Here is a 23,060-nt window from a genome sequence, read left to right as displayed (position 1 = left end):
TTTGGTTATTTATAAGAACTAATTTTTTACCTTTGCTTCCATTATTAACAATTATTTATCATGCAAACAGGTAAAGTAAAATTCTACAACGTATCTAAGGGCTTCGGCTTCATCGTAGCTGACGATACAAACCAAGACATCTTCGTTCACCAGACAGGTCTTGTTCACGAAATCCGTGAAAACGATCGCGTTTCTTTCGAAGTGAAAGATGGCAAAAAAGGATTGAATGCAATTAACGTAGAGCGTATCTAAGTTAAAGATCATATAGCCCTTTAGGCAGGGCATTCATCTATTTTGACCCGCTCAGCTTGCTGAGCGGGTTTTTTATTTAACACCGTTTTCGGCCTCTTTTTCTTCGTTTCTTTCCTCGCCTTTTTCCAGTCCTTCCTGTATCAGTTCATTTGCCTCTTCATGGTCTTCAGCATCGGCTTTAGGAGGCTGCTGTTCTTCTTCAGTTATTGGCTCATAGTTCAACGTGATCAGGAAGGGGAAGTGATCAGACCCAAACTTGGGCAGTCGACGCATGTGCACCAACCGAAAAAGCGGATCATAGAACACATGATCCAGGGGGTAGCGGAAGAGCGGCACAAAGGCGTTGTACGTGTTGTAAAAACCGCGGCCAACCCGTGGGTCCAGCATGCCACTTATTTGCTTAAATAATTTTGTTGTGTTTGACCAGGCCACATCATTGAGGTCTCCGGCTACAATCGAAGGATGAGGTGATTCTTTTACATGTTTGGCAGCAATTAAAAGCTCAGCTTCACGGGGCTCCGTATTTTGCATAAGCCGGGGTGGCTGTGGGTGTACCGTGTAGAGGTCAAACAGCAAACCACTCGGTAATTCCACTACAGTGTAGAACGACGGAATATCGTCTTCCACCATAAAGCGGATCTCACTGTCAAGCAGCTTAAGCTTGCTGTAAAGCAGCATGCCATATGTATTCTCGAGCGGCTTTTTAATAGCATAAGGATAGCGCTTATCCAGTTCGGGTTGTAAGTGCTCATGCCATGCCTGGTTAGGCTCGTTGATCAGCACAATGTCCGGGTCAGTATTCAGGATAAGTTGCAGGAACTTCTCATACTTTTTGTTGGTCATCCGCACATTAGAGATCATCAGGCTGAAGGCATTGGCCGGTTTTTTTACTTCTGTGCGGAGCGCCTCTTTCGGAGCAATCGGGGTGAAAAAATACACGAAGCGCATTTCATTGATAATTGCCAAAGCCCACACTACAAGCATGACTATTTCACCGGTGCCCGTTGGCAGACCATACAGGGCCAGGTATGCGACTAACACACCCGTTAGCAGTAAGGCCACATGGAAGCGTGGAAAGTCAAGCACTCTGATCCACCATTGCGGGGATTTGATGAGCGGGAGGAAAGAAAATAGCGATAGAACGAATCCGGCTATTTGGAGGGTGAGCTTCATATGAGTGCAAGCAACTAGATATAGAACAGTAAGATATACTGCATACTTTCAACAGGAATTTTTTGTTGTAAGAGTCAGCTGTTTCTTGCCAGGGTGTAAAGCGTTCGCTATAAAGTATAGAGGGCAAACAGGTATAAAGCAAAAAGGGCCGAAGCTGAGGTATAGCTTCGGCCCTTTTTAAGGTCTGTTATTTACGCTATTGTGGTGACGCCTCTTCCACACGCACACCTACTGCCAGTATATTGGGAAGTGGGTCGCGGCGCATGTACTGCGTGAGCTGCAGGCGATAAGTGCCAACCTGTGGGAAGGCCACTTCTTTCAAAGCGAGCGACTGCAGATCATAAATATCGCTGGAGCCTTTACCTGCAGGTTTGCCTGTCTTGGCATCCATTAAATGCAGCTCGTGCAGAGACGATGATACCTGGCTGCTATCCGGCGCCGTGATGCGGTGCTGCAGGTACAGGTTATAATAGTCATAGGCCAGGGAGTAGCGCACATTGTAGTACACATTATACAGCTTCGTGGTATCCTCGATGGCAAACTCAAATACCGGCGCATTATCTACAGTCCAGTTTTTCTCGGGCAGCTCTATGTTCTGCTCATATACCCGCGATGGGTCGCAAGCTGTCAGAAGCAGGGTGGCTGCCACTGATAGCATCAGCATCATGTTACGCATCTGACGAAGGTGTTTTAGGTTGGTTCGGTTTTGGGCCACGGTTTGGTCTGCGTGACTTCTGTCGCCTCGGCTGCTGCGGTGCGCCATCTCCCTGCGGTTGCTGGGTGTCAGGTTTACCTTCACCACGCGGCTGTCGGGGCGCTCCACCTTCTCGTGCGGGCCTTGGCTCACGTGGCTGCCTGTCTTCTCCTCTTGGCTGTTTGTCCTCCCTGTTTTCACGTCCTTCCCGGTTGCCACGGTTGCGCGGTGGGCGCTGCTTTTTAGGGCGCTGACCCTGCTCAGATGGTGGCGTATCCGTGCCGGTTGCAGGTGCTACTGCTTTGGCCTGGTTTTGCTGATCAGCATCCTTCGTTTCACGTGGACCTCTGTCACGGCCTCGGTTCTCACGCGGACCTCTGCCGTCACGAGGTCCTTTGTCCTCACGTGGTGGGCGGTTTTCTCTGGTTTCGCGTGCTTCCCCTTGATTACGTACCTGCTGACCTTGCTTGACCTCTGCACCCTCAGTAGCAGACTTCTTCTTCTTTTTCTTCTTTTTCTTGTTCTTGAACTTATCGTCAAGGCGTTCCAGGCTGCCTTCTACCTGCGCTACAAATTCATTCTGCTTCGGCTCGTTTACCGGCTCCTCTACCAGCATTTCAGGTACAACACCCTGGCTATTCATTTTGAGGATTTCATGCACACGCTCTACCGGCACCGGGTACCAGTTGTTGTCACCTCTGTAGCCGAACCACATCATCTTTTTGAAGATGTCTGTCTTTTGCAGCATGGCATCGCCCTGCTTGGTTTGCAGTGGACGCGATACGGTAGGTATATCCTTGAGCGCCTCCATGTAGGTTTCCAGCTCGTAATTGAGGCAGCACTTCAGGCGACCGCACTGGCCGGACAGCTTGCTTGGATTAAGCGACAGGTTTTGGTAACGCGCGGCTGTAGTGGACACACTCTTAAAATCAGTGAGCCAGGTAGAGCAACACAGTTCGCGTCCGCAGGAACCGATGCCGCCCAAGCGGCCGGCCTCATGGCGCAGACTGATCTGGCGCATCTCGATGCGGACCTTAAACTCCTCGGCCAGCTTCTTGATCAGATCACGGAAGTCAACGCGATCGTCGGCAGAGTAGTAGAACGTGGCTTTAGAGCGGTCTGCCTGAAACTCCACATCCGAGAGTTTCATTTTAAGGCCAGTCTGCTGGATGATCTCGCGTGAGCGGTACATCGTGGTCGCTTCCTGCTCCTGCACCTCGTGCAGTTTCTCCATGTCGCGCTCATTGGCAATACGGTAGATGGTACGGATCTCTTCGTTGTTGTCTACCTTCTTTTTGAGCATCTGCAAGCGCACGAGTTCGCCCTTAAGCGAAACGAAGCCAATGTGATGCCCATTGGGCACGTCTACTACTACCGGGTCGCCGGTCGTCAGGTCAAGTCTGTTTATGTTGCGGAAGAAATCTTTGCGTCCTCCCTTGAATCTTACTTCTACGATGTCGAACTCCTCAAACGCGGTTGGAATCTCCATATCGCTGAGCCAGTCGAACACGTTTAAACGGTTGCAGCCTCCTGTGCTACATCCGCCGTTGCTTTTGCAGCCACCAGGTTTCTCACTGGTGCCACATCCGCCACTAGAACATGAACTACATCCCACTATTTATATCTCCTATATAGCCGTGAGGCTTCTTGTTTTCTTGTTGTCTGAATTAACAAATATACTAATTTTTTGAGCTTATGCTCAACTTGCCGGCTTTTGTGCCTGCGCACAGTAACAGCACTGCACCTAAATTAGTGCTTTTACGAGAACTTTAGTTAAGCGTGTGCTGCTATTTCTGAAAATGGCGGGGAGCGAGTGCGGCTGTATAATGATTATACCCTAATTTTAGAGGATGCTTCGGAAACTCCTGTCAAATGCTGCTATCTACGGCTTGTCTGCCCAGATCCCCCGCCTGGCGGGTGTGCTGGCCCTGCCGCTGATCACACAGTACCTGACCCCAACCGACTATGGAGTAGCGGGGGTGGTGACGGCCTACTACAGCGCGCTTATCATGCTGCAGTCACTGGGGTTTACGGTCGTGATGGACAGTAGCTATGCGCGGCATCCCAGCCGTTTTCAATGGATTTGGCGCCAGCTCTACGGCTTTCTGACAAGCTGGTCATTGCTTTTTGGTTTGGTCGCTATCGGTCTATTGTACTGGGTAGTGCCTGCAGACGCGCAGGAGAACCGGTTAAACATCGCCTTGCTTGTGGGCACGCCAATGCTCTTTTTTGTTGTCACCGATTTGTTTGGCGGTATGTACTGCCTGCACGCGCAGCGGCCGCTTCCCATTGCGTTGCGCTCATTCCTTATGGGCGGGGTGAATGTTGTTCTGACCATTTACTTCATCTCAGTCCTGAGAATGGGGTATATGGGGTGGTTCTACGCCAGTCTTATATCTTCTGTCGTCGGCTTTATGGTGAGCTTTTACATTATAGCGAAGGAGAGACTCTGGCCTATTTTCAATTTTAAATGGTATAGGATCAAACACAGTCTCAGGATTTCACTGCCAGCTGTGCCGCATAGTTTCTCCTTTTTCATGCTCGACACATCTGACCGTCTGGTGCTGGATATAGTAGGTATACCTGTCGGGCGGATCGGTCTTTACAACGTGGCATCGAATTTTGGCATTTATTTCGCATCCGCCAGTCATGCGGTCGTGAATGCGGCAACGCCCTTGTATATGAAGCTTTATGCGCAGACCAAGAGCATGGAGGCCGCACTACAGGCCCGTCGCATGACCTATACCTTGCAGCTCCTCTTTTTTGCCGCAACCTTTCTCGGGAGTCTCTGGATGAAAGAAATTTTCGGCTTTCTGATTCGCAACGAAGACCTACAACAGGCTTATCCATTGGCTATCGTGATCGTGATGGGATACAACTTCAGGCCAATGTATATGGGGGCTATTAGTCTGCTCACGTTCCATGAAAAAACTAATAAGCTCTGGCGCATTTCCACCGTCGCAGGTATAGGCAATATCTTGCTGAACCTGATTCTGGTGCCGCTCTATGGTTTTCAGATGGCAGCCTATACGACATTTGCCGCGCTGATGTACATGGGCTACTCCGGTTACTTTCTGAAGGCATACAGAGAGCTGACGTTGGTGAAGTTTTACCCGTTCTGGTGGCTTATGGCTACCATCCTGCTGTTGGTTTTGGCTTATCAGTTGCGTGAAGCAGACTTCATCATAAAGGTAACAATGTCTACTATCATACTAGTGGCAGGTATAGCAGCTGCTTTCAGGTATAAAAAGCTAGCACAGGTATAGCTTATACTGTAAACAAAAACAGGAAGCCGGTTCTATACCAACTTCCTGTTATTTTTGTTCTTGTTCCGGTTATGGCTTCAACACTACCTTTACACAGTTGTCTTCTTTTTTGTTGAAGATGTCGTACATGCGAGATGCTTCGGCCAGCGGTACAGTGTGCGTAATGATATCGTCCAACTTCACTTTGCCTTCCTGCACCAGCGAGATAAGGTTATCGATATAGCGGTGTACCCAGGCCTGACCTCCACGGAGCGTAAGGCCTTTGTCGAACCACTTGTAAAGCGGGAAGTTGTTGTAAGGAGAACCGTAAACACCGACTACTGTCACAGTACCGGCTCTTCGGACAGAATCCATGCATTTCTCCAGCACCTTCATCGATCCCTTTTCCATCTGCACCACGTTCATGGCTTTTTCAAGCACAGTACGGTCAGCTTCCATACCTACGGCATCGACGCATACATCTGCACCATAGCCACCGGTCATATCACGAATCACCTGTACAGCATCTACTTCAGAGGCATTGATCACCTCTGCATTAGCCGACTTGCGGGCCATCTCCAGGCGGTAAGGTTGTATGTCAATGCCAATCACACGTTTGGCACCCTGCAGCCAGGCCGATTTCATGGCCATAATGCCTACTGGCCCGCAACCCCATACGGCCACAGTCTCGCCGCCTTTCAGTTGTGCCCAGTCTATGGCGGCCCAGCCGGTCGGGAAAATATCGGTGAGGAAGAGCGCCTGCTCATCCGTTAGGTTGTCATCTATTTTGCGTGGGCCGTAGTCGGCGTAAGGTACCCGCACGTACTCGGCTTGCCCGCCGTTATAGCCACCGTAGATGTCGGTATACCCGAATATACCCGCACCGGCACCTTTGGCCATCACGATCTCGCCCTCTGGTCCATAGTGGTCAGGGTTGGAGTTTTCGCAGTGGGTAGGCAACTGCATGTTGCAGAAGTGGCAGGTACCGCACGATATCGGGAATGGCACTACGACCCGGTCGCCTTTTTTGAGGTTCTTCACACCAGAGCCTACTTCCTCTACAATGCCCATAAACTCGTGGCCCATGACCATGTCTCGGACCTGTGGGATCATGCCGTTGTAGATGTGCAGGTCAGAACCGCAAATAGCGGTGGAGGTAACACGAAGGATACAGTCACGAGCATCTTCTAATCTGGGATCATCGATGGTCTCAACCTGAATGTCCTTCATTTTGTGGAATACTGCTGCTTTCATAGTTTATTTTTTAGTTTTGGTATCAGCTTCGAAAAGCTTTTGTATTTTTCAGTACTTCAGTTTAACGGCAAGCATAGAAGGTGGGTTATTCAGGAGGGCTTGTTGTTGATGCCCGTGCTAGTCGTTTTAGTGGTTATGTTTCAAATACTTACCTGATGCAAGCTCCTTATACTTTCTCCTTTCTGCGAGAACGCGATGTGCCAATCCTGTACGATACCTTTGTGGCTGCTTTTGCGGACTACCTAGTACCTATCAAAATAACGCTAAAGGAGTTCGCCATGAAGTTTAAGCGGGAAGGTATAGAACCGACTTTCTGTGTAGGGGCTTTTCAGGGTCCTCAATTAGTGGGCTTTATTCTGACAGGCCTGGGAGAGTGGCAGGGGAAGCCTACTGCTTACAATGCGGGTACAGGCGTAATACCTGCACATCGTGGGCATCAACTCACAAAACGGCTTTATGAATTTCTACTTCCCAAGTTAAGGGAGAGTGGAATAGAGCAATGTCTGCTGGAGGTGATCGATAGAAATGACACTGCGCTAAAGGTATACCGCTCCGTTGGCTTTGAGATTACCCGCAAACTGGATTGTTACAGAAGCCCTGTTGGGGAATTATTGCTTTCGAGCGAAGAACCCGGACTGGCAGTAACAGTCAGGCCAACTGTTAGACCAAATTGGCAAGTTTATTCATCTTTCTGTGATATCATGCCGAGCTGGCAAAATACGAAAGAGGCTTTCCGCAAAAGCCCGGATCATAAACTGGTACTGGAGGCATATGCTGAAGACCAGGTCGTTGGTTACGTTGCTTTCTTTCCGAGGACGGGGGCTATAGCGCAACTGGCTGTGCGGCACCAATACCGCGACCAAGGTATAGCCCGGACCTTACTCAAGGAAGTGACAAAAGTAAATGAAGCTTCAGCTCTGTTGCTGCTTAATGTGGACCAACACTGCTCTTCTCTGGACGAATTTCTGAAACGTGTTCATTTCAAGTGTTTCCTGACGCAGTATGAAATGCTAATGCGCTTACAATAGCTATGGCTGTCCCCTTTAAACTGCCTAAATTTGCGGCTGATTCTTTTGCAAACCGGGGCTTATGAGCCCTCCAAAACTTGGTCTTATGAATACAGCGTGGTTTTACCTGATACTGGCAGGCATATGTGAAATTGGATGGGCGTTCGGCTTGAAGTACAGTGAGGGCTTTACAAAACCGATGGTAAGTGTCGTGACTGTTATCGTTATGATTTTAAGCTTTGTGCTCCTGGCCCAGGCTATGAAGACATTGCCGCTTGGCACAGCCTATGCTATCTGGACAGGTATAGGTGCTGCCGGGACAGCCATCCTAGGTATGTTTTTCCTGGACGAGCCGAAAGACCTGATGCGGATACTTTGTCTGCTGATGATCGTGGCAGGGGTGGTCGGCTTGAAATTCTTTGCTGAAAGCAATTAGCGATCCATGCGATATACATCTGCCTGCTCTTTGGTAAACAGGTAGAGTATGTTTTTGCTGATCAGGGCAGAGAGGTAGTTTTTGTCAGATGGAAGGGGTAGGGTACGCTCCTGCATTTTGTACAGATCGAAAAAATGCAGGGCATTGTCTTTCACAAAGTATAACTCATTTCCCTTGAAAGCAATGTAAGACACACCTGTAAAAGGTAACTTCTTCTTGTAGTTACCCAGGTTGTCAAATACATAAACTCCACCGTTGTAGTCGAGGAGGTACACCATGTTCTGGTACTCACGGATGAAACGCACATCAAAACGTGCCTTGTCGAGAATCAGATCGAGAGAAGTTTCAACGATGGGCTTCTGATAGCGTAAATCCAGTTTACTGAGCGTAAAGTCCGACTCGTTAAAAAGCCAGAAGCTATCATCTGAGGTAAGGGTGGCCGCCTGCACGTTGCCCATATAACCCAGGTCCGTGAGGCGGGTGCTGGCAATGGGACGTAGAAAGCGGTCGAGTAGCATCAGCTCCTGACGGTCTTCGTAAAAGAGGAAGATCTTCATCGGGTTCCAGGCCTCTACAGCTGTAATCCGGCCACGGGTCGGTGGTGAGAAAGTGTTGACAGGTTTACCAGTTGTGTCAAGCACGAACAGGCTGCGTCCCGCGTCCATCAGGTATACGCTGCCATTACGGTCAGTTGAAACTGTCGCAGGAGAGGAAATAGGAAAACTGTGGCTAAAGGAGAGCACAACTGACGAGTCAGGCTGTTGCGAAAATGCAGGTATAGCCATCACTGCTAACAGCAGGTATAGCATAGCGCTCAGGTATAGCCTATTTTTCAAAATACTCCAGTTTAAGGTCCTTGCCGTCATATACGCCGTAAGAGCAAAAATTGACCCATTCTCCCAGGTTCACATAGCGACTGTCGCTGTTGATAGGCATGTCGAGAGGCAGGTGACGGTGACCGAACACGTAAAAGTCGTGATGCTGCTCGCTTTCCACTTCTTTACAGTACTGCACCAGCCATTCTTCTTCGCCAAAAAACTTCTCGTCGTCCTTGGTGTTGCTGATGCGGCTGCGTCGCGACCACATGTTGGCAAGGCCTATACCTGCGTTGGGGTGCAGGCGGGCAAACATCCATTGACAGGCCTTGTTATTGAACACCTTCTTGAGCACCTTATAGGTATGGTCACCGGGGCCTAAGCCGTCGCCGTGTCCGATATAAAATCTGTGGCCTCCGAGCTTAGTGGAAATAGGCTCCCGGATGATCGGGATATTGAGCTCTTCCGGGAAGTAGTCGAACATCCACATGTCATGGTTTCCCGTGAAAAAAAGCACCGGTATACCTGCATCAGTCAGTTCGGCAAGTTTGCCTTGTAGCCTGATAAAACCTTTCGGTATAGCGTGTCGGTATTCAAACCAGAAGTCAAAGATATCGCCTAGCAGTAGAATGGCTGCAGCGTCGTGCTTCACGGAGTCGAGCCAACGCACGATCTTTTTTTCGCGGGCACGGCTTCGCTCGGCGTCAGGCACACCCAGGTGAAAATCAGAGGCGAAGTATACTTTCTGGCCGGGAGCCAGTTCGTCAATGCGGAAGGTCATCTATCAGGAAAAGTACTAACTGTTTCGGGCCGTGGGCACCCATTACTAATGTTTTTTCGATATCGGCCGTGCGGCTCGGGCCACTCACCAGCGATACCATAGAAGGGAAATTCTCTTTATACTTGTCACGCACACGTTGCAGGCCGTCTTTGATGTCAGGCACCAGTTGGCTGGCCTTGGCCACCACCATGTGTGTTTCCGGGTAGATGCTTAGGCGTCTGCCACCGGCGTTGCCAGAGCTCACCAGGATGCTGCCGGTGCGTGTTACCAATGCCTCGCAAGTGGTCAGGCTGGCCTGTGCTTTTTGAATAAAATCATCCTCAGCAGAAGTGAAATCTATACCTGCCTGGTATAGAATATTCTGAAGGATAGGTTCCCACACATGCATGTACTCGATCTGCTGTTCTCTTTTCAAATTGAAAAGCTGATCGAAAAAATCCTCTTCATCTTCGCAGTACACAAAAAGGCCGCTGTTAGCAATAAAAGCCTGTGCAAACGCAATAGACTGGTCCTCAGATAGAGGCTGATGCAGCGGAGAGCTGAAGTCAGGGGTGGGAGGCAGAAAAGGCGCTGACTTAGCCAGCGCCTCTCTTACTCTTCTTAATACAATTTCTTTCGATTTTGCTTCGTACATGCCTGGGTTTATCAAGCTGTTCTGGAGTTAATAGTATCGTTCGAATCAGCAGAAGTATCTTTCTGGATCGGGGTGCCAGGTACGCCGCCCTGACCATTTTGCTCAGGGTGTTCTGTCTGGCCAACCTCGATCGGATGCTGCTCCTGGTTTACTTCGCTCTTCGTTTTGCTGCGGTCCGTACCGGCAGTGTGTGCCTGGTAAGTGGTCAGCGCATCAAAAGGACGTTTGCCCACCAGACGCTCCAAATCGCTTTGGAACAGGATCTCTTTCTGCAACAGCTCCTGCGCTACTATTTCCAACTCTCTCGCTTTGTCCGTCAGCAGTTGCTTGGTACGGATGTAAGCCGTCTCGATGATGTTGCGTACTTCGTTGTCAATGGTCTCGGCAGTAGCTTCAGAGTATGGTTTGTTAAAGGCCATATCTGTCTGCTTTGAATCGTAGAACGATACATTGCCGATCTTTGAGTTCATGCCATACATTGTCACGATGCTGTAAGCCATTTTGGTGATTCGCTCCAGGTCACTTAAAGCGCCTGTTGAGATCTTGCCAAACACCAGCTCTTCAGCGGCACGACCACCAAGGGCCATGCACATCTCGTCGATCAACTGCTCAGTCGTGTACAGGAACTGCTCTTTTGGTAGGTACTGTGCATATCCCAGCGCGGCAACACCACGTGGAACAATACTTACTTTTACCAACGGATCAGCGTGCTCCAGGAACCAGCCTGCAATCGCGTGACCGGCTTCGTGGTAGGCAACAATCTTCTTCTCTTCTGGAGAGATGATCTTGTTCTTCTTTTCCAAACCACCTATCACACGGTCAATGGCATCGTTGAAGTCCTGCTGGTCTACTGCCTTCTTGTTGCGACGGGCTGCAATCAGAGCGGCTTCGTTACATACGTTGGCGATCTCAGCGCCGGCAAAACCAGGTGTCTGCGCAGCCAGTTTGCGGGCATCCACATCAGCTGCTAATGTCAGCGGCTTCAAATGCACGTCGAAAATCTCGGTACGACCGTTGATGTCTGGCTTGTCAATGCTGATCTGACGGTCAAAACGACCTGGACGAAGCAGGGCTGAATCCAAGGTGTCAGGGCGGTTAGTCGCTGCCAGGATGATCACACCCGAATCAGTTGCAAAACCGTCCATTTCCACTAACAGGGAGTTCAGTGTGTTTTCGCGTTCATCGTTACCGCCTGGCGTAGAGCCACGGCTACGGTGACGACCAATGGCGTCAATTTCGTCAATGAAGATGATACAAGGTGCTTTCGCTTTAGCCTGCTTGAACAAGTCACGCACACGGGCTGCACCCACACCTACGAACATCTCCACAAAGTCAGAACCTGACAGCGAGAAGAAAGGTACATCGGCTTCACCGGCAACAGCTTTCGCAAGCAAGGTCTTACCTGTACCTGGAGGGCCTACGAGTAGGGCACCTTTCGGGATTTTACCACCCAGGATCGTGAACTTGTTAGGGTTCTTGAGGAACTCTACAATCTCCTGGATTTCTTCTTTTGCTTCTTCCAGGCCGGCCACGTCCTTAAACGTGATCTTTACCTTGTTCTCTGCATCAAACAGGGCAGCTTTTGACTTGCCAATGTTGAAGATCTGACCACCTGCGCCACCTGATGTTACGCGGCGCATCAGGAACCAGAAACCAAACAGCAACAGGATCAGGAAGCCCCATTGGAAGAAGAAATCAGCGAAACCAGTGCGTGTCTCAATGGTATAAGGCACACGGTTCTCACGCGGGATGTTAGCCTGCAGCTTTTCGTAATCTTCTTTAAAAGACTCAGCCGTGATGATCGTGAAGTGATAATGCGGACCCTGGTCCATGCCACCTAACGTACCCCGACTCGAAAGCTCACGGGTATACTTCTCGTTCTGCAAGGCATCATCTTTCAGGTATACCTCTACCACTTTCCCGTTCACGATGGTCAGTTTTTTCACATCGTTGCTGAGCAGCATCTCCTCAAAGTTCTGCTGGGTGGTTTCTACAGAGGCATTGCTCTTGTTGAGCCAGGTGAGTCCGAAAATCAGCAGAATAAGCACCGCCAGCATCCACAGCTGCATCGTAGGCCGCGGAGGCGTAGCCGGTATCATCGGCTTCTTCTTTTTGTTATTATTTCCTTTATTATTCTTTTCTGCCATGAATATGTTGTTTCAGAATACATGAAATACAGAGAGTAGCCCTGTTTTGTTCAGGGAGTCTCTGCTAAGCTTAGGCATCTTCAATACGGCGGATGCCTGCGTCGCCCCACAGCTCTTCTAAAGCGTAGAACTCACGCTTGTCTTTCAAGAATACATGCGCTACAACATCCACGTAGTCAAGCAGGACCCACTCTTTGTTCATGCGGCCCTCACTTTGCCACGGGTTCTGGTGTGTGGCTTTGTAGATTTCTTCTTCGATAGACGACGCGATCGCGTCAAGCTGTGTGTCAGATGATGCAGATGCGATTACAAAGTAATCAGAGACGGCATTTTTAAGGGATTTTAGGTTAAGAACGACGATATTGCTGGCTTTCCTTTCCTGCATGCCTTTTACTACAAGCTCTGCCAATATGTCTGAATTGGCCTCAGCCTTGGTTTCTTTCATCGGTACTGTTTAAATTTGATTTACAAAAGTACTAAATTCTGTTAAATGTATGCTGCCTAATACGCTGTTTATGGGCCAGCAGCTGTTTTTTCTGCCGGTATGTGAATCCACTAACTCAGAGGCTCAGCAGCTACTCATCAAAAATAAAGCCACAGAAGGTTGTGTGGTGCTCACTGACGAACAAACCCACGGCCGGGGCCAGCGGGGCAATACCTGGGAAGCAGCACCTGGTAAAAATATCACACTTTCTGTAATTCTGTCACCAACTTTTTTGGCTGTCAGGCACCAGTTCTACCTCAACATGGCGGTATCGCTGGCTGTGCATGACCTACTGCGCGAGCAGGGGCTGGAGCAGGCCCGTGTCAAGTGGCCTAATGACCTTTACTTCGAGGACAGAAAGCTGGGCGGGATTCTGATAGAGAACACAGTAACTAGTCAATCCATACAACACAGTATTGTCGGGATTGGTTTAAACGTAAATCAGCTTCATTTCGGAATCAGCACAGCCACTTCGCTGGCAGCCGAGGTAGGTACGCAACTCGACGTGAAAAGATTGGTGAACAGGCTGCTTGAATTTCTCGAAAAACGCTACCTGGAGCTGCGAAGCGGTAAAATAGACAAGTTGAAGTACGAGTACCTTCAGGCGCTATACCGCTATCAGGAGGAGCATGATTTTCAGATCGGGGCTGAACAGGTGCGGGGACGCATCATGGGAGTGGATGAAGATGGGAGGCTGGCCCTGCAGATCGAGAACGAACTGCGGTATTTTGCATTCAAAGAAGTAGCTTATATTATTTGATGCTAAGCTTCTTGGCCGCTGCGATTTGCTGCTGATCCGGATTAGTAGGAGAGAGGGGCATCTTAACGGAGACATTCATGGTGCTCGCACCGTAACCAGAGCTTAGCTTAGGTGCCTGGATGTGGTGATCAGCCAGTTTAACCGGAAAGTCAGTCAACAACTGCCAGGCATTCCCCTGTCGTGTCAGTGTTCCTGTAATCGTTCGCTTTTTAGCCACACCGTGTATGGTCAGGGTACCGGTAGCGGTTACTTTGGCTTCCCCCTTATCTGATACCGGGCCTTTCTCGGTGATCTTGCCTACAAATGTGGCTTTCTGAAACCGGCTGCTTTGCATGTACTTGTCATTGAAGCGCTCATACATGAGGGAGTTAAGAAATTGGAACGAGGTGATAGGGACGTCAAACCTGAATTTTCCTGTCTCAAGGTCAATTAGGCCATTAGCAGCCTCGGAGGTGCCTTTGATAAGACTCAGTGGTGCACCGGCCTCAAACACAATCGTGCCCATTCCCTTAAAGGTTCCTGTTTGGGCCTGTGCGGGTGGGAGTAGCCAATATAGGCTGCATACAAATAGGAGTAGCTTCTTCATACATGCCTCGTCTTCTCTTCAGTTGAGCTTCCTTATATTTATTTAACTAATCTGGGTAGAGATAGTTGAGCTTGTTCACTAAATATTGCAGTTCGCTGAGTAATTTTATCGGTGTTTAGCCTTTCCTGTGCTCAATCGATTTTTGCTCTAGTATTAATCTCTCCATTTACAGGAAATAACCTCCTTGGATGCATAGTTCTTTTTGGCTTAGCCTGAATTTTAAATAAAAATATTTGGCTACTGATCGCCATGCTTTCAAGGAGGATTAATCCAATGAATCGCTTGTTTGTAATGTAACGCGGTGCTTTTTGAGGAGTTGCACATTTTCTATATATAGCCATATAGTTCAATTAGATTCTTTTAATCCTTATAAATCTGTTTTTCGCTGATTTTAGTTTTGTGCGGTACGTTTATCCCAAATTCTAATCAGAGTTATGATTTTAAATTAAGATATTGGATATAGTATAATGTGTATACAACTGTGTTGCGCTTTTATTGCAGGTAGACAGCTTGAGTTCAATTCTGATGATCGTAACACAAGGCTTATTTTGGTGAAAGTGGCGAGATGTCGTGCAACCCATTGTGTAGGTATGGGGTCATTGATTTGCAAATGGCATTGAAAGGCATGGTTCTTGATATTGCTTGTGAGTAGCAAAAACAGAGAAATTTAAGTCAAGGTGATTTCTGTGGTAAGCGGTATTTTTAATTAGATTTTTTCTATTTACTATATTTTGGTCTATCTTTGACATCCTGCCAGCAAGTGGCAAGGACCTTTAGAAAAGCGAGGTGTGATATATGAGAACTTTTACAAAAATGATAATAATGGCTGTTTTTGCGGTAACGCATTTAGCAGCTTACAGTGTAATGGCCGATGGCCGCTTGAAAGATGACGGCGTGCTTCCAGTGAATACAGGTGGCTCTTCTGCCTGGAAAGTCGCTGGTGACAAAAAAGCAGAGGCGAATGTGCGTGCCGAGAATGCCAAAACGGCTTCCTGGGTTAAGAACTACACGACATCCAAAAACAGAAGCTTATACCTGACAGAAACGGCTTATGCTGGTTCGTCTAAGTTTGTGATCAACTCTTACATGGCTTTTATGCCATCTCCGGAGCGTCAGACGCCATCGATCAATGCTTATCCGAACCCTTCACGTGGTATCACCCGTGTGTCGCTGTCACAGGTAGGGATGGCTGAGAACTACAAGTTGAAGATATCGAACACGATCGGTAAGGTGATGGAAACGCATGAACTACCAGTGACGCACTCAAATGTTTTTATACTGGATATGACAGGTTACCCAGCGGGTGTTTATTTTTACAGCCTGCTCGTGAACGATAAGACAGTGGAAACGAAGCGTTTGATCCTTCAGAAATAAAAGGGAGCTATACCCGTTACAATAGCGAAAGCCAGTTGAGAGACTGGCTTTTTTTTATTGCCAAATCACCAAAGGTGCGCAGGCACCAATTTATTTAGTATTTTCGACGCTGAATATTTGAAATTGCTATGACGGATTATCGAAAGATAAACAACCTCGTAGGCTGGCTCGTGTTTTTGATCGCGACCGCCGTGTATGTATTGACACTGGAACCTACTGCCAGTTTTTGGGATGCGGGCGAATTCATCGCCTGTTCTTATAAGCTCTTAGTACCGCACCCTCCCGGGGCGCCATTCTACCTGCTGGTAGGCCGCATCTTCTCCATGTTTGCCAGCGATCCGACCCAGGTGGCCTGGTGGGTTAACTTACTGTCAGCCCTCTGCAGCTCATTTACGGTTCTGTTCCTGTTCTGGTCAATTACCATCCTGTCGCGCAGACTGCTGGTGAAGCAGGAGGGAATAGCCCCAGCCAAAGGGCAGACAATCCTGATCATGGGTGCTGGTGCCGTTGGCGCCTTGGCTTATACCTTTACTGACTCAGCCTGGTTCTCAGCAGTAGAGGCGGAGGTATACGCGATGTCTTCTTTCTTCACAGCCATAGTGTTTTGGGCCATGCTGCGTTGGGAGTCTAAGGTAGGAGAGTCGCTGTCAGACAAATGGTTGATCCTGATCGCCTACCTGGTAGGCCTATCGATAGGTGCTCACTTGCTGAACCTGGTAGCTATACCTGCACTGGCTTTCATCTATTATTTCCGACTATACAAACCAACCTGGAAAGGTGGCGTGATCGCGTTCCTGATCAGTGCCGTGATCGTGATCGCCATTCTGTGGGGTATCATACCCGGCCTGCCATCTTTGGCGGGTAACGTGGAGGTGTTCTTCGTAAATTCACTGGGCTTGCCTTTCGGCTCGGGTATCATCTTCTTTGTGATTCTTTTGGTGGCAGCCATTATCTATGGTATACGCTACTCTATCAAGCAAAATATACGGGTACTGAATACGGCCATCCTGTGCTTCATCTTCATCCTGATCGGGTATTCTTCTTACATGATCATTCCGATCCGCTCTTCTTACAACCCAACCATTGACGAAAACGATCCGCAGGATATCCTGAGCTTTGTGTCATACCTGAAGCGCGAGCAGTACGGTGACCGTCCACTGCTTTACGGGCCTCAGTACAATGCGCAGCCTACCGCTCAGGAAGAAGGTGCGCCGCGTTACGTGAAAGGCAAGGATAAATATGTGGTGACAGGCCGCAAGCTGGAAACGGTATACGACAGTAAAGACAAAACCATCCTGCCGCGTGTTTACAGCGACAATCCGCAGCACCTGCAGGAGTATAAGAAGTGGATAGACCTGAATGAGGGACAGGCGCCAACGTTCGGGCAAAACCTAAGCTTCCTGCTGCGCTACCAACTGGGGCACATGTACTGGCGCTATTTCCTATGGAACTTCGTAGGACGTGAAAGCGATGTACAGCAGGCTGGCGTACTATGGTTCGGCAAGCCAACTGATGGCGTGCCTGACCGTGTAGCCAACAGCAAGGCGCGCAACACCTTCTATTTGCTTCCACTTATTTTCGGTATTATCGGTCTGATCTTCCAGATACGCAAGAATGAGCGCGATGCCTTTATCGTAGGCCTGCTCTTCTTCTTTACAGGTATAGCCATTGCCTTATACCTGAACCAGCCGCCAATAGAGCCGCGTGAGCGTGACTATACCTTTGCAGGTTCATTCTACGCCTTCTCAATCTGGATCGGTTTGGGTGTGCTAGGTATAGCTGAGCTGCTCAACCGTGGCCTGCGCAACGTGACGACCAGTGGCGCTATTGCCACTGTTATTGGCTTGGCGGTGCCAGGCATACTGGCCGCTGAAGGTTGGGACGACCACGACCGCTCTAACCGTTACCACTCAGTAGACTCCGCTAAAAACCTGTTGGACTCTGTGGCACCGAATGGTATTCTGTTCACCAACGGTGATAACGATACCTTCCCGCTGTGGTATGCGCAGGAAGTAGAAGGATACCGTACCGATGTGCGCGTAGCCGTGTTGAGCTACCTGAACACGGATTGGTACATTGACCAGATGAAGCGCCAGGCTTACAAGTCGGAACCATGGCCGCTGACACTTGAGAACGAAAACTACCGCCAAGGTACAAATGACTACCTGCCTTACGTAGAGCGACAGCAGGTGGCGGCAGGTATAGACCTGAAGCAGTTCGTGAGTCTGATCCGTCAGAATCACCCGGCGCTGCAAGTGCAGGCTGGCAGTGGCAGCACGCTGATGAGTTTCCCTACCAAGAACTTCTTCCTGGACATTAACCAGTCCAAGGTAGCGCAGTCCGGTATTGTAGCTGATGACTACCAGGACCAGATCACGGATCGTATGCAGTGGACTATCAATAAGTCATTGCTCGAGAAGAAGCATATGATCATTCTTGATCTGTTGGCCACGAACGAATGGGACCGGCCTATTTATTTCTCTACCACTGTGAACAGCGCCGATTTCATGGGCTTGTCAGAGTACTTCCAACTGGAGGGACTGGCTTATCGCGTAGTGCCAGTAAGAGTTAGTAGTGAAGAGGCGCCGGGCTTCCTGAACAAGGAGCTGATGTATGAGAACATGATGAAGAAGTTCCAGTTCCGCAACTTCAACGATCCGAGCATCTTCTACGACGAAAATTACTTCCGTTTCGCTGCCAATGCCCGTGATAAGTTCGGTAAACTGGCCGCTGCCTATCTGATGAGCGGCGACAACGCACGTGCCAAGGAAATCGTGGACTACACCTTTGAGCAGCTGCCGCCGAGCACCATCCCTTATGACTACTATACGCCGCAGTTTATTTCTATTATGGCTGATCTGGGCGAAGAGGAGCGAGCAAAAACCCTTTGGGAGGACATGGCCAGAAATTCACGTGAGGCTGTTGATTATTACCTGGAGAAAGGCGCCCTGTTTGATATGGAGATACAAACCAACCTGTTTATCATGCAGCAGCTCATAGGCGAAGCGCAGGCCATCGGTGAAGAGCAGAAGGCAAAAGAACTGCAGGATGTGTTTGTGCAATATCTGCAGCGCATGCGCCGTTAAACAAAATAGAGAGTTAAACAGTACAAAAGCCGAACCCGTTTGTGTTCGGCTTTTGCTATTTTCGGGTGCCTGCTATATCTTCAAGCTAATGAAACAGATAAGCCTTCTTACCTGCCTGTCAGTATTGCTACTTCTATCGTCGTGCGGCAGCTCAGACATTGCCTATGCGCCGATGTATCGTGACACGGCGCCAGTTGCCTCCAAACCAGAGCAACCACAAGTTGTGCTGCAGCATGGCTATTACAGTACGCCTGACAGTCTGCATATGATTCTCCGATTCGAAGAGTTGCGCCAGTTGGTAGATCTGACGCAGGCCGCTGATCGCGTGGATTTCACCATCCGGTCAGGCAGTACTGATCGGGATATGCTCCTGCTGCGTGATACCGTGCAGGTATTACCTCAGTATAGGATCGCCTCAAGCGGCATATTGGAGGTGCCTGTAACAGTACCCGCAAAATATGTGGCGGCGGGCAATACCATGCAGGTACGACTCTGGATGAAGCTGGCCGGACAGGAGCGCCTTGGCGTGTCTCACCGATTGGCCTTGTCCCCCAGCATGTTGAAGAAAGACTTTATGCTGCTGCATGTACGCAGCAACGCTCCGGTACTGCGCGGCTTTGCTGCTACCACAGACAGCCTATACCTGTGGCAGCATAGCGATACCAGCGGTACAGCCGCTTTTACGGTGCAGCAAACGAATTATACCTTGCAGCCTGCCTTGCCACCCATGTCCACGCGTCAGGAAAGTTTACCTGAAGTACCCCAATCGAAAGAAAACACCCAACAGCTAGTCGGTTTGGATACTTTGCAGCTAAAGGAGGAAGGCTTATACCTGCTACGTGCTGCATCTGGCGCCACGCAGGGCCTGGTTGTACAGGGAGGCGCCTATCCGCTTGTCACACGAGTACAGGACATGATCACCCCCTTGATCTATCTGACTACCTCAGCTGAACGGGAGGCACTTTATAACACCAGCGATCAAAAGGCTGCCGTCGACAGCTTCTGGTTGAAAATTGCCAAAGACAAGAAACTGGCGCGTGAGCTGATCCGGGCCTACTATACCCGTGTAGAGACGGCGAACAAGCTCTATACCTCGTTTAAGCCAGGCTGGGCGACTGACCGCGGCATGATTTACATCATCTATGGCAAGCCCCACAATGTGAGCGTCAGCCCTGAAGCAGAGACCTGGATCTACCGCGAATCAGAGGCAACGCCCTATGTCAAGTTCGTATTTACGAAAAAAGAGAATAACTTTACCGAAAATCACTTTGAGCTGGTACGGAATCGTGAATACGAGGAGAACTGGTACAGCACTGTAGCAAGATGGAGAGCAGGAATAACAAATTTGTAGGTGGCAACCGCTATAGCGGCCCCAGAACTCCGAAGGAGGATAAAATGGAAATGATCTTTGGTCTCAGACCGATCATAGAGGCCATGTTGGCCGGAAAGGTGCTGGAGAAGATCTTTGTACAAAAGGGCGCCCGCAACACCAACGTGGATGAACTGCTTGACCTGGCCAAAAAGCACGACATACCTGTTGCCAGCGTACCGATCGAGAAACTCAATAACCTGACCCGCAAAAATCATCAGGGAGCGGTTGCCTTGATTTCCGCAATCACCTACATGCCGCTGGATGAGATTGTGACGTCGCTGTTTGAAAAAGGAAAGAGCCCGCTGCTGCTGATACTTGATCGTATCACGGACGTACGTAACTTCGGATCGATTGCCCGTAACGCAGAGTGTATGGGCGTGGATGCGATCGTTATACCTAGCAGAGGAGGAGCACAGATCAACGCTGATGCGATCAAAACTTCAGCAGGAGCATTGCATCTGGTACCTGTTTGCCGTGAGCAGAATTTAAAACACACGATTGATTACCTGAAAGACTACGGTGTGCAGATCGTTGCCTGTACCGAAAAGACAGAGCACAACCTGACTGATAATACGGTGGACTTTGTAGGACCAACCGCCATTATCATGGGTAGTGAGGAAGACGGTATTTCACCGGAGTACCTCAAGCGTGCCGATGCCAAGCTGCGCATTCCGCTGATAGGTCAGATCGGTTCGCTCAACGTATCCGTTGCCACGGGTATCATCCTGTACGAAGCCATGAGTCACCGTCTGCGCGAGAGCGGTTATTCCAGCCTGAATACTTTCGAGCCAAGATAAGGTATAGCTCATCAGGAGCTAAAGAAAAGGGGAATGCTGCTGTCAGCATTCCCCTTTTTTGTTTTTCTCTCTATACCTCGACAGGTATAGGGGTAGGTATGTTAGATATACTCAGCGCCTTTTTTTGACTTGGCGTCCGACATAAATTCTTTTACTTTCTGCTCTTCGTCCAGGCGGCAGATCATCAGCACATTGTCGTGCTCAGCCACAATGTAGCCTTCGAGTCCCTGCAGCACTACCAGTCGTTTTTTAGGTGTTTTGATGATACAGTTCTTCGTGTCGTACAGCATCACATCACCGTCTACCACGTTGCCTGCCTCGTCTTTCTGGTTAATGGTGTAAAGCGAGTTCCAGGTGCCCAGATCTGACCAGCCGATATCAGCCAGTACGACATACACATTGTCTACCTTCTCCATAATGCCGTAGTCGATCGAGATGTTGCGGCAATGGGAGTAGGCTTTCACGATGAAGTTATTTTCTTCCGGCGTATGCATGCAGGCAGCGCCCTCTTCAAACACCTCGCTAATTTCAGGGAGGTACTGTTTGAAAGCTTTCATGATGCTCTGTACATTCCAGATGAAAATGCCTGAGTTCCACACGAAGTCGCCGCTGTTGAGGAACATTTGAGCCAGTTCCAGGTTCGGCTTCTCTGTAAAGGTTTTTACCTTCTTGGTGGTCTGCGATTCGTCGTCGATGTACTGGATGTAGCCATACCCTGTGTCAGGGCGGCTTGGGGTGATGCCGAGCGTGATGAGCACATCCTGACTGTCGGCGGCCTCCACTGCTTTTTTAATGACTTGGGTAAAGGCGTCCTGCTTTAGCACCACGTGGTCCGAAGGCGTCACGATCAGGTTTGCATTCGGGTTGATCTGCGCTATCTTATAGGAAGCATAAGCGATGCAGGGAGCTGTGTTGCGCCCGATCGGCTCAAGCAGAATCTGGTTGTCGCTCAATTGAGGCAACTGCTCTTTTACCAGGTTTTCGTAGTCGCGGTTGGTGACAACGTACACGTTCTCGGGTGGGCAGATGTCTTTAAAACGATTCATGGTCATCTGGAGCATGCTTTCGCCTACGCCCAGTACATCATGAAACTGCTTCGGGAAATCGGTACGGCTAAATGGCCAGAAGCGGCTTCCGATACCGCCTGCCATGATTACCACATAAGTGTTTTTGTTCATGTCTATATGAGTCCTTCTTTCAGCAGGTCGTGGAGGTGCACGAAGCCCTCAAACCTGCCCGATTTAGTGACAATGAGTTGCGTGATGTTTTTTTGCTGCATGATAGCCAGCGCTTCAGCAGCATAGGTTTCGGGCTCTATGGAGAGGGGAGATGCCGTCATGATATCTGAAGCGCGTATGCCGTCTATTGAGTCATATTTGTTCAGCATACGGCGTAAATCGCCATCAGTTATAATTCCGACTAATTCTTCTGTTCCTTCTTTTACCACGGCGGTCGCGCCCAGCCTTTTGGAGGAGATTTCGATAATAATATCCTTGAGGGCTGCGTTTTCTGAAACCTGCGGTGCCATGTTCTGACGGAAGATATCATCTACCTTCAGGTATAGGCGCTTGCCCAGCGAGCCACCCGGATGCAGCGTGGCAAAGTCGGAGCTGCTGAAGCCGCGGGCTTCCAGGAGACTAACAGCCAGGGCATCGCCCAGCGCAAGTGCAGCCGTGGTACTGGTAGTAGGAGCCAGGTTGTGCGGACAGGCTTCGCGCTCTACGGAGGCATTCAGCACAAAATCAGCACTTTGAGCCAGGTATGAGTCGATGCTCGACACGAGCGCCGCCAGTTGTGAACCTTTGCGTTTAAGCAAAGGAACAAGTACCTTTATCTCAGGCGTGTTTCCACTCTTGGAGATGCAGATCACAAAATCGTCGGGCTGGATCATGCCCAGGTCACCGTGAATGGCATCGGCAGCGTGCATAAAGAGAGCAGGCGTACCCGTTGAATTGAGGGTAGCGACGATCTTGCCAGCAATGTTGGCACTCTTGCCTATACCTGTCACCACAACACGGCCTTTGATGTTCAGGATGGCTTTGACGCAATTTTCAAAGCCTTCGTCGATAAAATCTGCCAGTCTGGCGATAGCATCGGCCTCATCGGTCAATACTTTTTTTGCTGTAAGAGCTATATTATTAAGAAGATTCAATTTAAATTTGT

At 49.3% G+C, this 23,060-nt stretch carries 21 protein-coding genes; 9 read left to right on the top strand and 12 right to left on the bottom strand.

The window, feature by feature from the left end; translation table 11 throughout:
- Positions 1-60: 60 nt before the first annotated feature.
- A complete protein-coding gene (locus tag AC5FX6_RS15755) occupies positions 61-252 on the top strand; it encodes a cold-shock protein (RefSeq protein WP_116541469.1) in 192 nt (63 codons plus the stop codon).
- Between the two features lie 72 nt (positions 253-324).
- Here the strand turns inward: AC5FX6_RS15755 and AC5FX6_RS15750 are convergent, their stop codons facing one another.
- From AC5FX6_RS15750 to AC5FX6_RS15740, 3 genes are all read right to left on the bottom strand, one after another.
- Positions 325-1,425, bottom strand: coding sequence for an endonuclease/exonuclease/phosphatase family protein (locus AC5FX6_RS15750; protein WP_493597940.1), 1,101 nt, complete (start codon positions 1,423-1,425; stop codon positions 325-327).
- Between the two features lie 196 nt (positions 1,426-1,621).
- Positions 1,622-2,101, bottom strand: a complete 480-nt coding sequence (locus AC5FX6_RS15745; RefSeq protein WP_493597939.1) for a gliding motility lipoprotein GldH — start codon at positions 2,099-2,101, stop codon at positions 1,622-1,624.
- On the bottom strand, positions 2,094-3,629 hold the full coding sequence (locus tag AC5FX6_RS15740; protein ID WP_493597938.1) for a PSP1 domain-containing protein: 1,536 nt from the start codon (positions 3,627-3,629) through the stop codon (positions 2,094-2,096). Before AC5FX6_RS15740 ends, AC5FX6_RS15745 begins: the two co-directional genes overlap by 8 nt.
- Before the next feature lie 340 nt (positions 3,630-3,969).
- On the opposite strand from AC5FX6_RS15740, the gene AC5FX6_RS15735 reads away from it, so the two are divergent.
- Complete coding sequence (locus AC5FX6_RS15735; RefSeq protein WP_493597937.1) at positions 3,970-5,385, top strand: lipopolysaccharide biosynthesis protein; 1,416 nt, start codon at positions 3,970-3,972, stop codon at positions 5,383-5,385.
- A gap of 69 nt (positions 5,386-5,454) precedes the next feature.
- On the opposite strand, the gene AC5FX6_RS15730 is transcribed toward AC5FX6_RS15735, so the two are convergent.
- On the bottom strand, positions 5,455-6,618 hold the full coding sequence (locus tag AC5FX6_RS15730) for a zinc-dependent alcohol dehydrogenase (protein ID WP_493597936.1): 1,164 nt from the start codon (positions 6,616-6,618) through the stop codon (positions 5,455-5,457).
- A gap of 155 nt (positions 6,619-6,773) precedes the next feature.
- Between AC5FX6_RS15730 and AC5FX6_RS15725 the strand changes: the two genes are divergently transcribed.
- Together AC5FX6_RS15725 and AC5FX6_RS15720 are read left to right on the top strand one after the other, a co-directional pair.
- Positions 6,774-7,646: a GNAT family N-acetyltransferase gene (locus AC5FX6_RS15725; protein ID WP_493597935.1), complete on the top strand. Its 873-nt coding sequence runs from the start codon at positions 6,774-6,776 to the stop codon at positions 7,644-7,646.
- 85 nt (positions 7,647-7,731) lie between these two features.
- Entirely contained in the window at positions 7,732-8,061 is a 330-nt protein-coding gene (locus AC5FX6_RS15720; RefSeq protein ID WP_493597934.1) for a DMT family transporter, read from the top strand.
- On the opposite strand, the gene AC5FX6_RS15715 is transcribed toward AC5FX6_RS15720, so the two are convergent.
- The 5 genes from AC5FX6_RS15715 to rsfS all read right to left on the bottom strand — a co-directional run bounded on the left by AC5FX6_RS15715 (position 8,058) and on the right by rsfS (position 12,883).
- Complete coding sequence (locus tag AC5FX6_RS15715) at positions 8,058-8,897, bottom strand: hypothetical protein (protein ID WP_493597933.1); 840 nt, start codon at positions 8,895-8,897, stop codon at positions 8,058-8,060. The two genes, AC5FX6_RS15720 and AC5FX6_RS15715, sit on opposite strands and share 4 nt — an antisense overlap.
- Positions 8,887-9,657 (bottom strand): UDP-2,3-diacylglucosamine diphosphatase, encoded by a 771-nt coding sequence (locus AC5FX6_RS15710; RefSeq protein ID WP_493597932.1) that lies wholly within the window; start codon positions 9,655-9,657, stop codon positions 8,887-8,889. The genes AC5FX6_RS15715 and AC5FX6_RS15710 overlap by 11 nt, the downstream gene beginning before the upstream one ends.
- Complete coding sequence (locus tag AC5FX6_RS15705; protein ID WP_493597931.1) at positions 9,641-10,291, bottom strand: LutC/YkgG family protein; 651 nt, start codon at positions 10,289-10,291, stop codon at positions 9,641-9,643. The genes AC5FX6_RS15710 and AC5FX6_RS15705 overlap by 17 nt, the downstream gene beginning before the upstream one ends.
- 11 nt (positions 10,292-10,302) lie before the next feature.
- Complete coding sequence (ftsH, locus tag AC5FX6_RS15700) at positions 10,303-12,438, bottom strand: ATP-dependent zinc metalloprotease FtsH (RefSeq protein ID WP_493597930.1); 2,136 nt, start codon at positions 12,436-12,438, stop codon at positions 10,303-10,305.
- A gap of 70 nt (positions 12,439-12,508) precedes the next feature.
- A complete protein-coding gene (gene rsfS, locus AC5FX6_RS15695; protein WP_493597929.1) occupies positions 12,509-12,883 on the bottom strand; it encodes a ribosome silencing factor in 375 nt (124 codons plus the stop codon).
- 49 nt (positions 12,884-12,932) lie between these two features.
- On the opposite strand from rsfS, the gene AC5FX6_RS15690 reads away from it, so the two are divergent.
- Positions 12,933-13,682, top strand: coding sequence for a biotin--[acetyl-CoA-carboxylase] ligase (locus AC5FX6_RS15690; RefSeq protein ID WP_493597928.1), 750 nt, complete (start codon positions 12,933-12,935; stop codon positions 13,680-13,682).
- Here AC5FX6_RS15690 and AC5FX6_RS15685 read toward each other — a convergent pair.
- A complete protein-coding gene (locus AC5FX6_RS15685) occupies positions 13,675-14,268 on the bottom strand; it encodes a YceI family protein (RefSeq protein WP_493597927.1) in 594 nt (197 codons plus the stop codon). The two genes, AC5FX6_RS15690 and AC5FX6_RS15685, sit on opposite strands and share 8 nt — an antisense overlap.
- A gap of 822 nt (positions 14,269-15,090) precedes the next feature.
- Between AC5FX6_RS15685 and AC5FX6_RS15680 the strand changes: the two genes are divergently transcribed.
- The 4 genes from AC5FX6_RS15680 to rlmB all read left to right on the top strand — a co-directional run bounded on the left by AC5FX6_RS15680 (position 15,091) and on the right by rlmB (position 20,897).
- On the top strand, positions 15,091-15,642 hold the full coding sequence (locus AC5FX6_RS15680; protein ID WP_493597926.1) for a T9SS type A sorting domain-containing protein: 552 nt from the start codon (positions 15,091-15,093) through the stop codon (positions 15,640-15,642).
- A 128-nt stretch (positions 15,643-15,770) separates the two neighbouring features.
- On the top strand, positions 15,771-18,728 hold the full coding sequence (locus AC5FX6_RS15675) for a glycosyltransferase family 117 protein (protein ID WP_493597925.1): 2,958 nt from the start codon (positions 15,771-15,773) through the stop codon (positions 18,726-18,728).
- Positions 18,729-18,816: 88 nt separating this feature from the next.
- The gene (locus AC5FX6_RS15670) at positions 18,817-20,079 is read left to right on the top strand and encodes a GWxTD domain-containing protein (RefSeq protein WP_493597924.1); all 1,263 of its coding nucleotides are present in this window, start codon (positions 18,817-18,819) and stop codon (positions 20,077-20,079) included.
- On the top strand, positions 20,052-20,897 hold the full coding sequence (rlmB, locus tag AC5FX6_RS15665; protein ID WP_493597923.1) for a 23S rRNA (guanosine(2251)-2'-O)-methyltransferase RlmB: 846 nt from the start codon (positions 20,052-20,054) through the stop codon (positions 20,895-20,897). Before AC5FX6_RS15670 ends, rlmB begins: the two co-directional genes overlap by 28 nt.
- A gap of 101 nt (positions 20,898-20,998) precedes the next feature.
- Here rlmB and AC5FX6_RS15660 read toward each other — a convergent pair whose 3' ends face one another.
- On the bottom strand, positions 20,999-22,075 hold the full coding sequence (locus AC5FX6_RS15660; protein WP_493597922.1) for a mannose-1-phosphate guanylyltransferase: 1,077 nt from the start codon (positions 22,073-22,075) through the stop codon (positions 20,999-21,001).
- 2 nt (positions 22,076-22,077) lie between these two features.
- Positions 22,078-23,049: a KpsF/GutQ family sugar-phosphate isomerase gene (locus AC5FX6_RS15655; RefSeq protein WP_493597921.1), complete on the bottom strand. Its 972-nt coding sequence runs from the start codon at positions 23,047-23,049 to the stop codon at positions 22,078-22,080.
- Positions 23,050-23,060: the final 11 nt, after the last annotated feature.

The organism is Pontibacter sp. LHS2, assembly GCF_058932845.1.
Note: the sequence above shows the minus strand (reverse complement) of the source record. Positions and strands in the feature narration are given on the sequence as shown.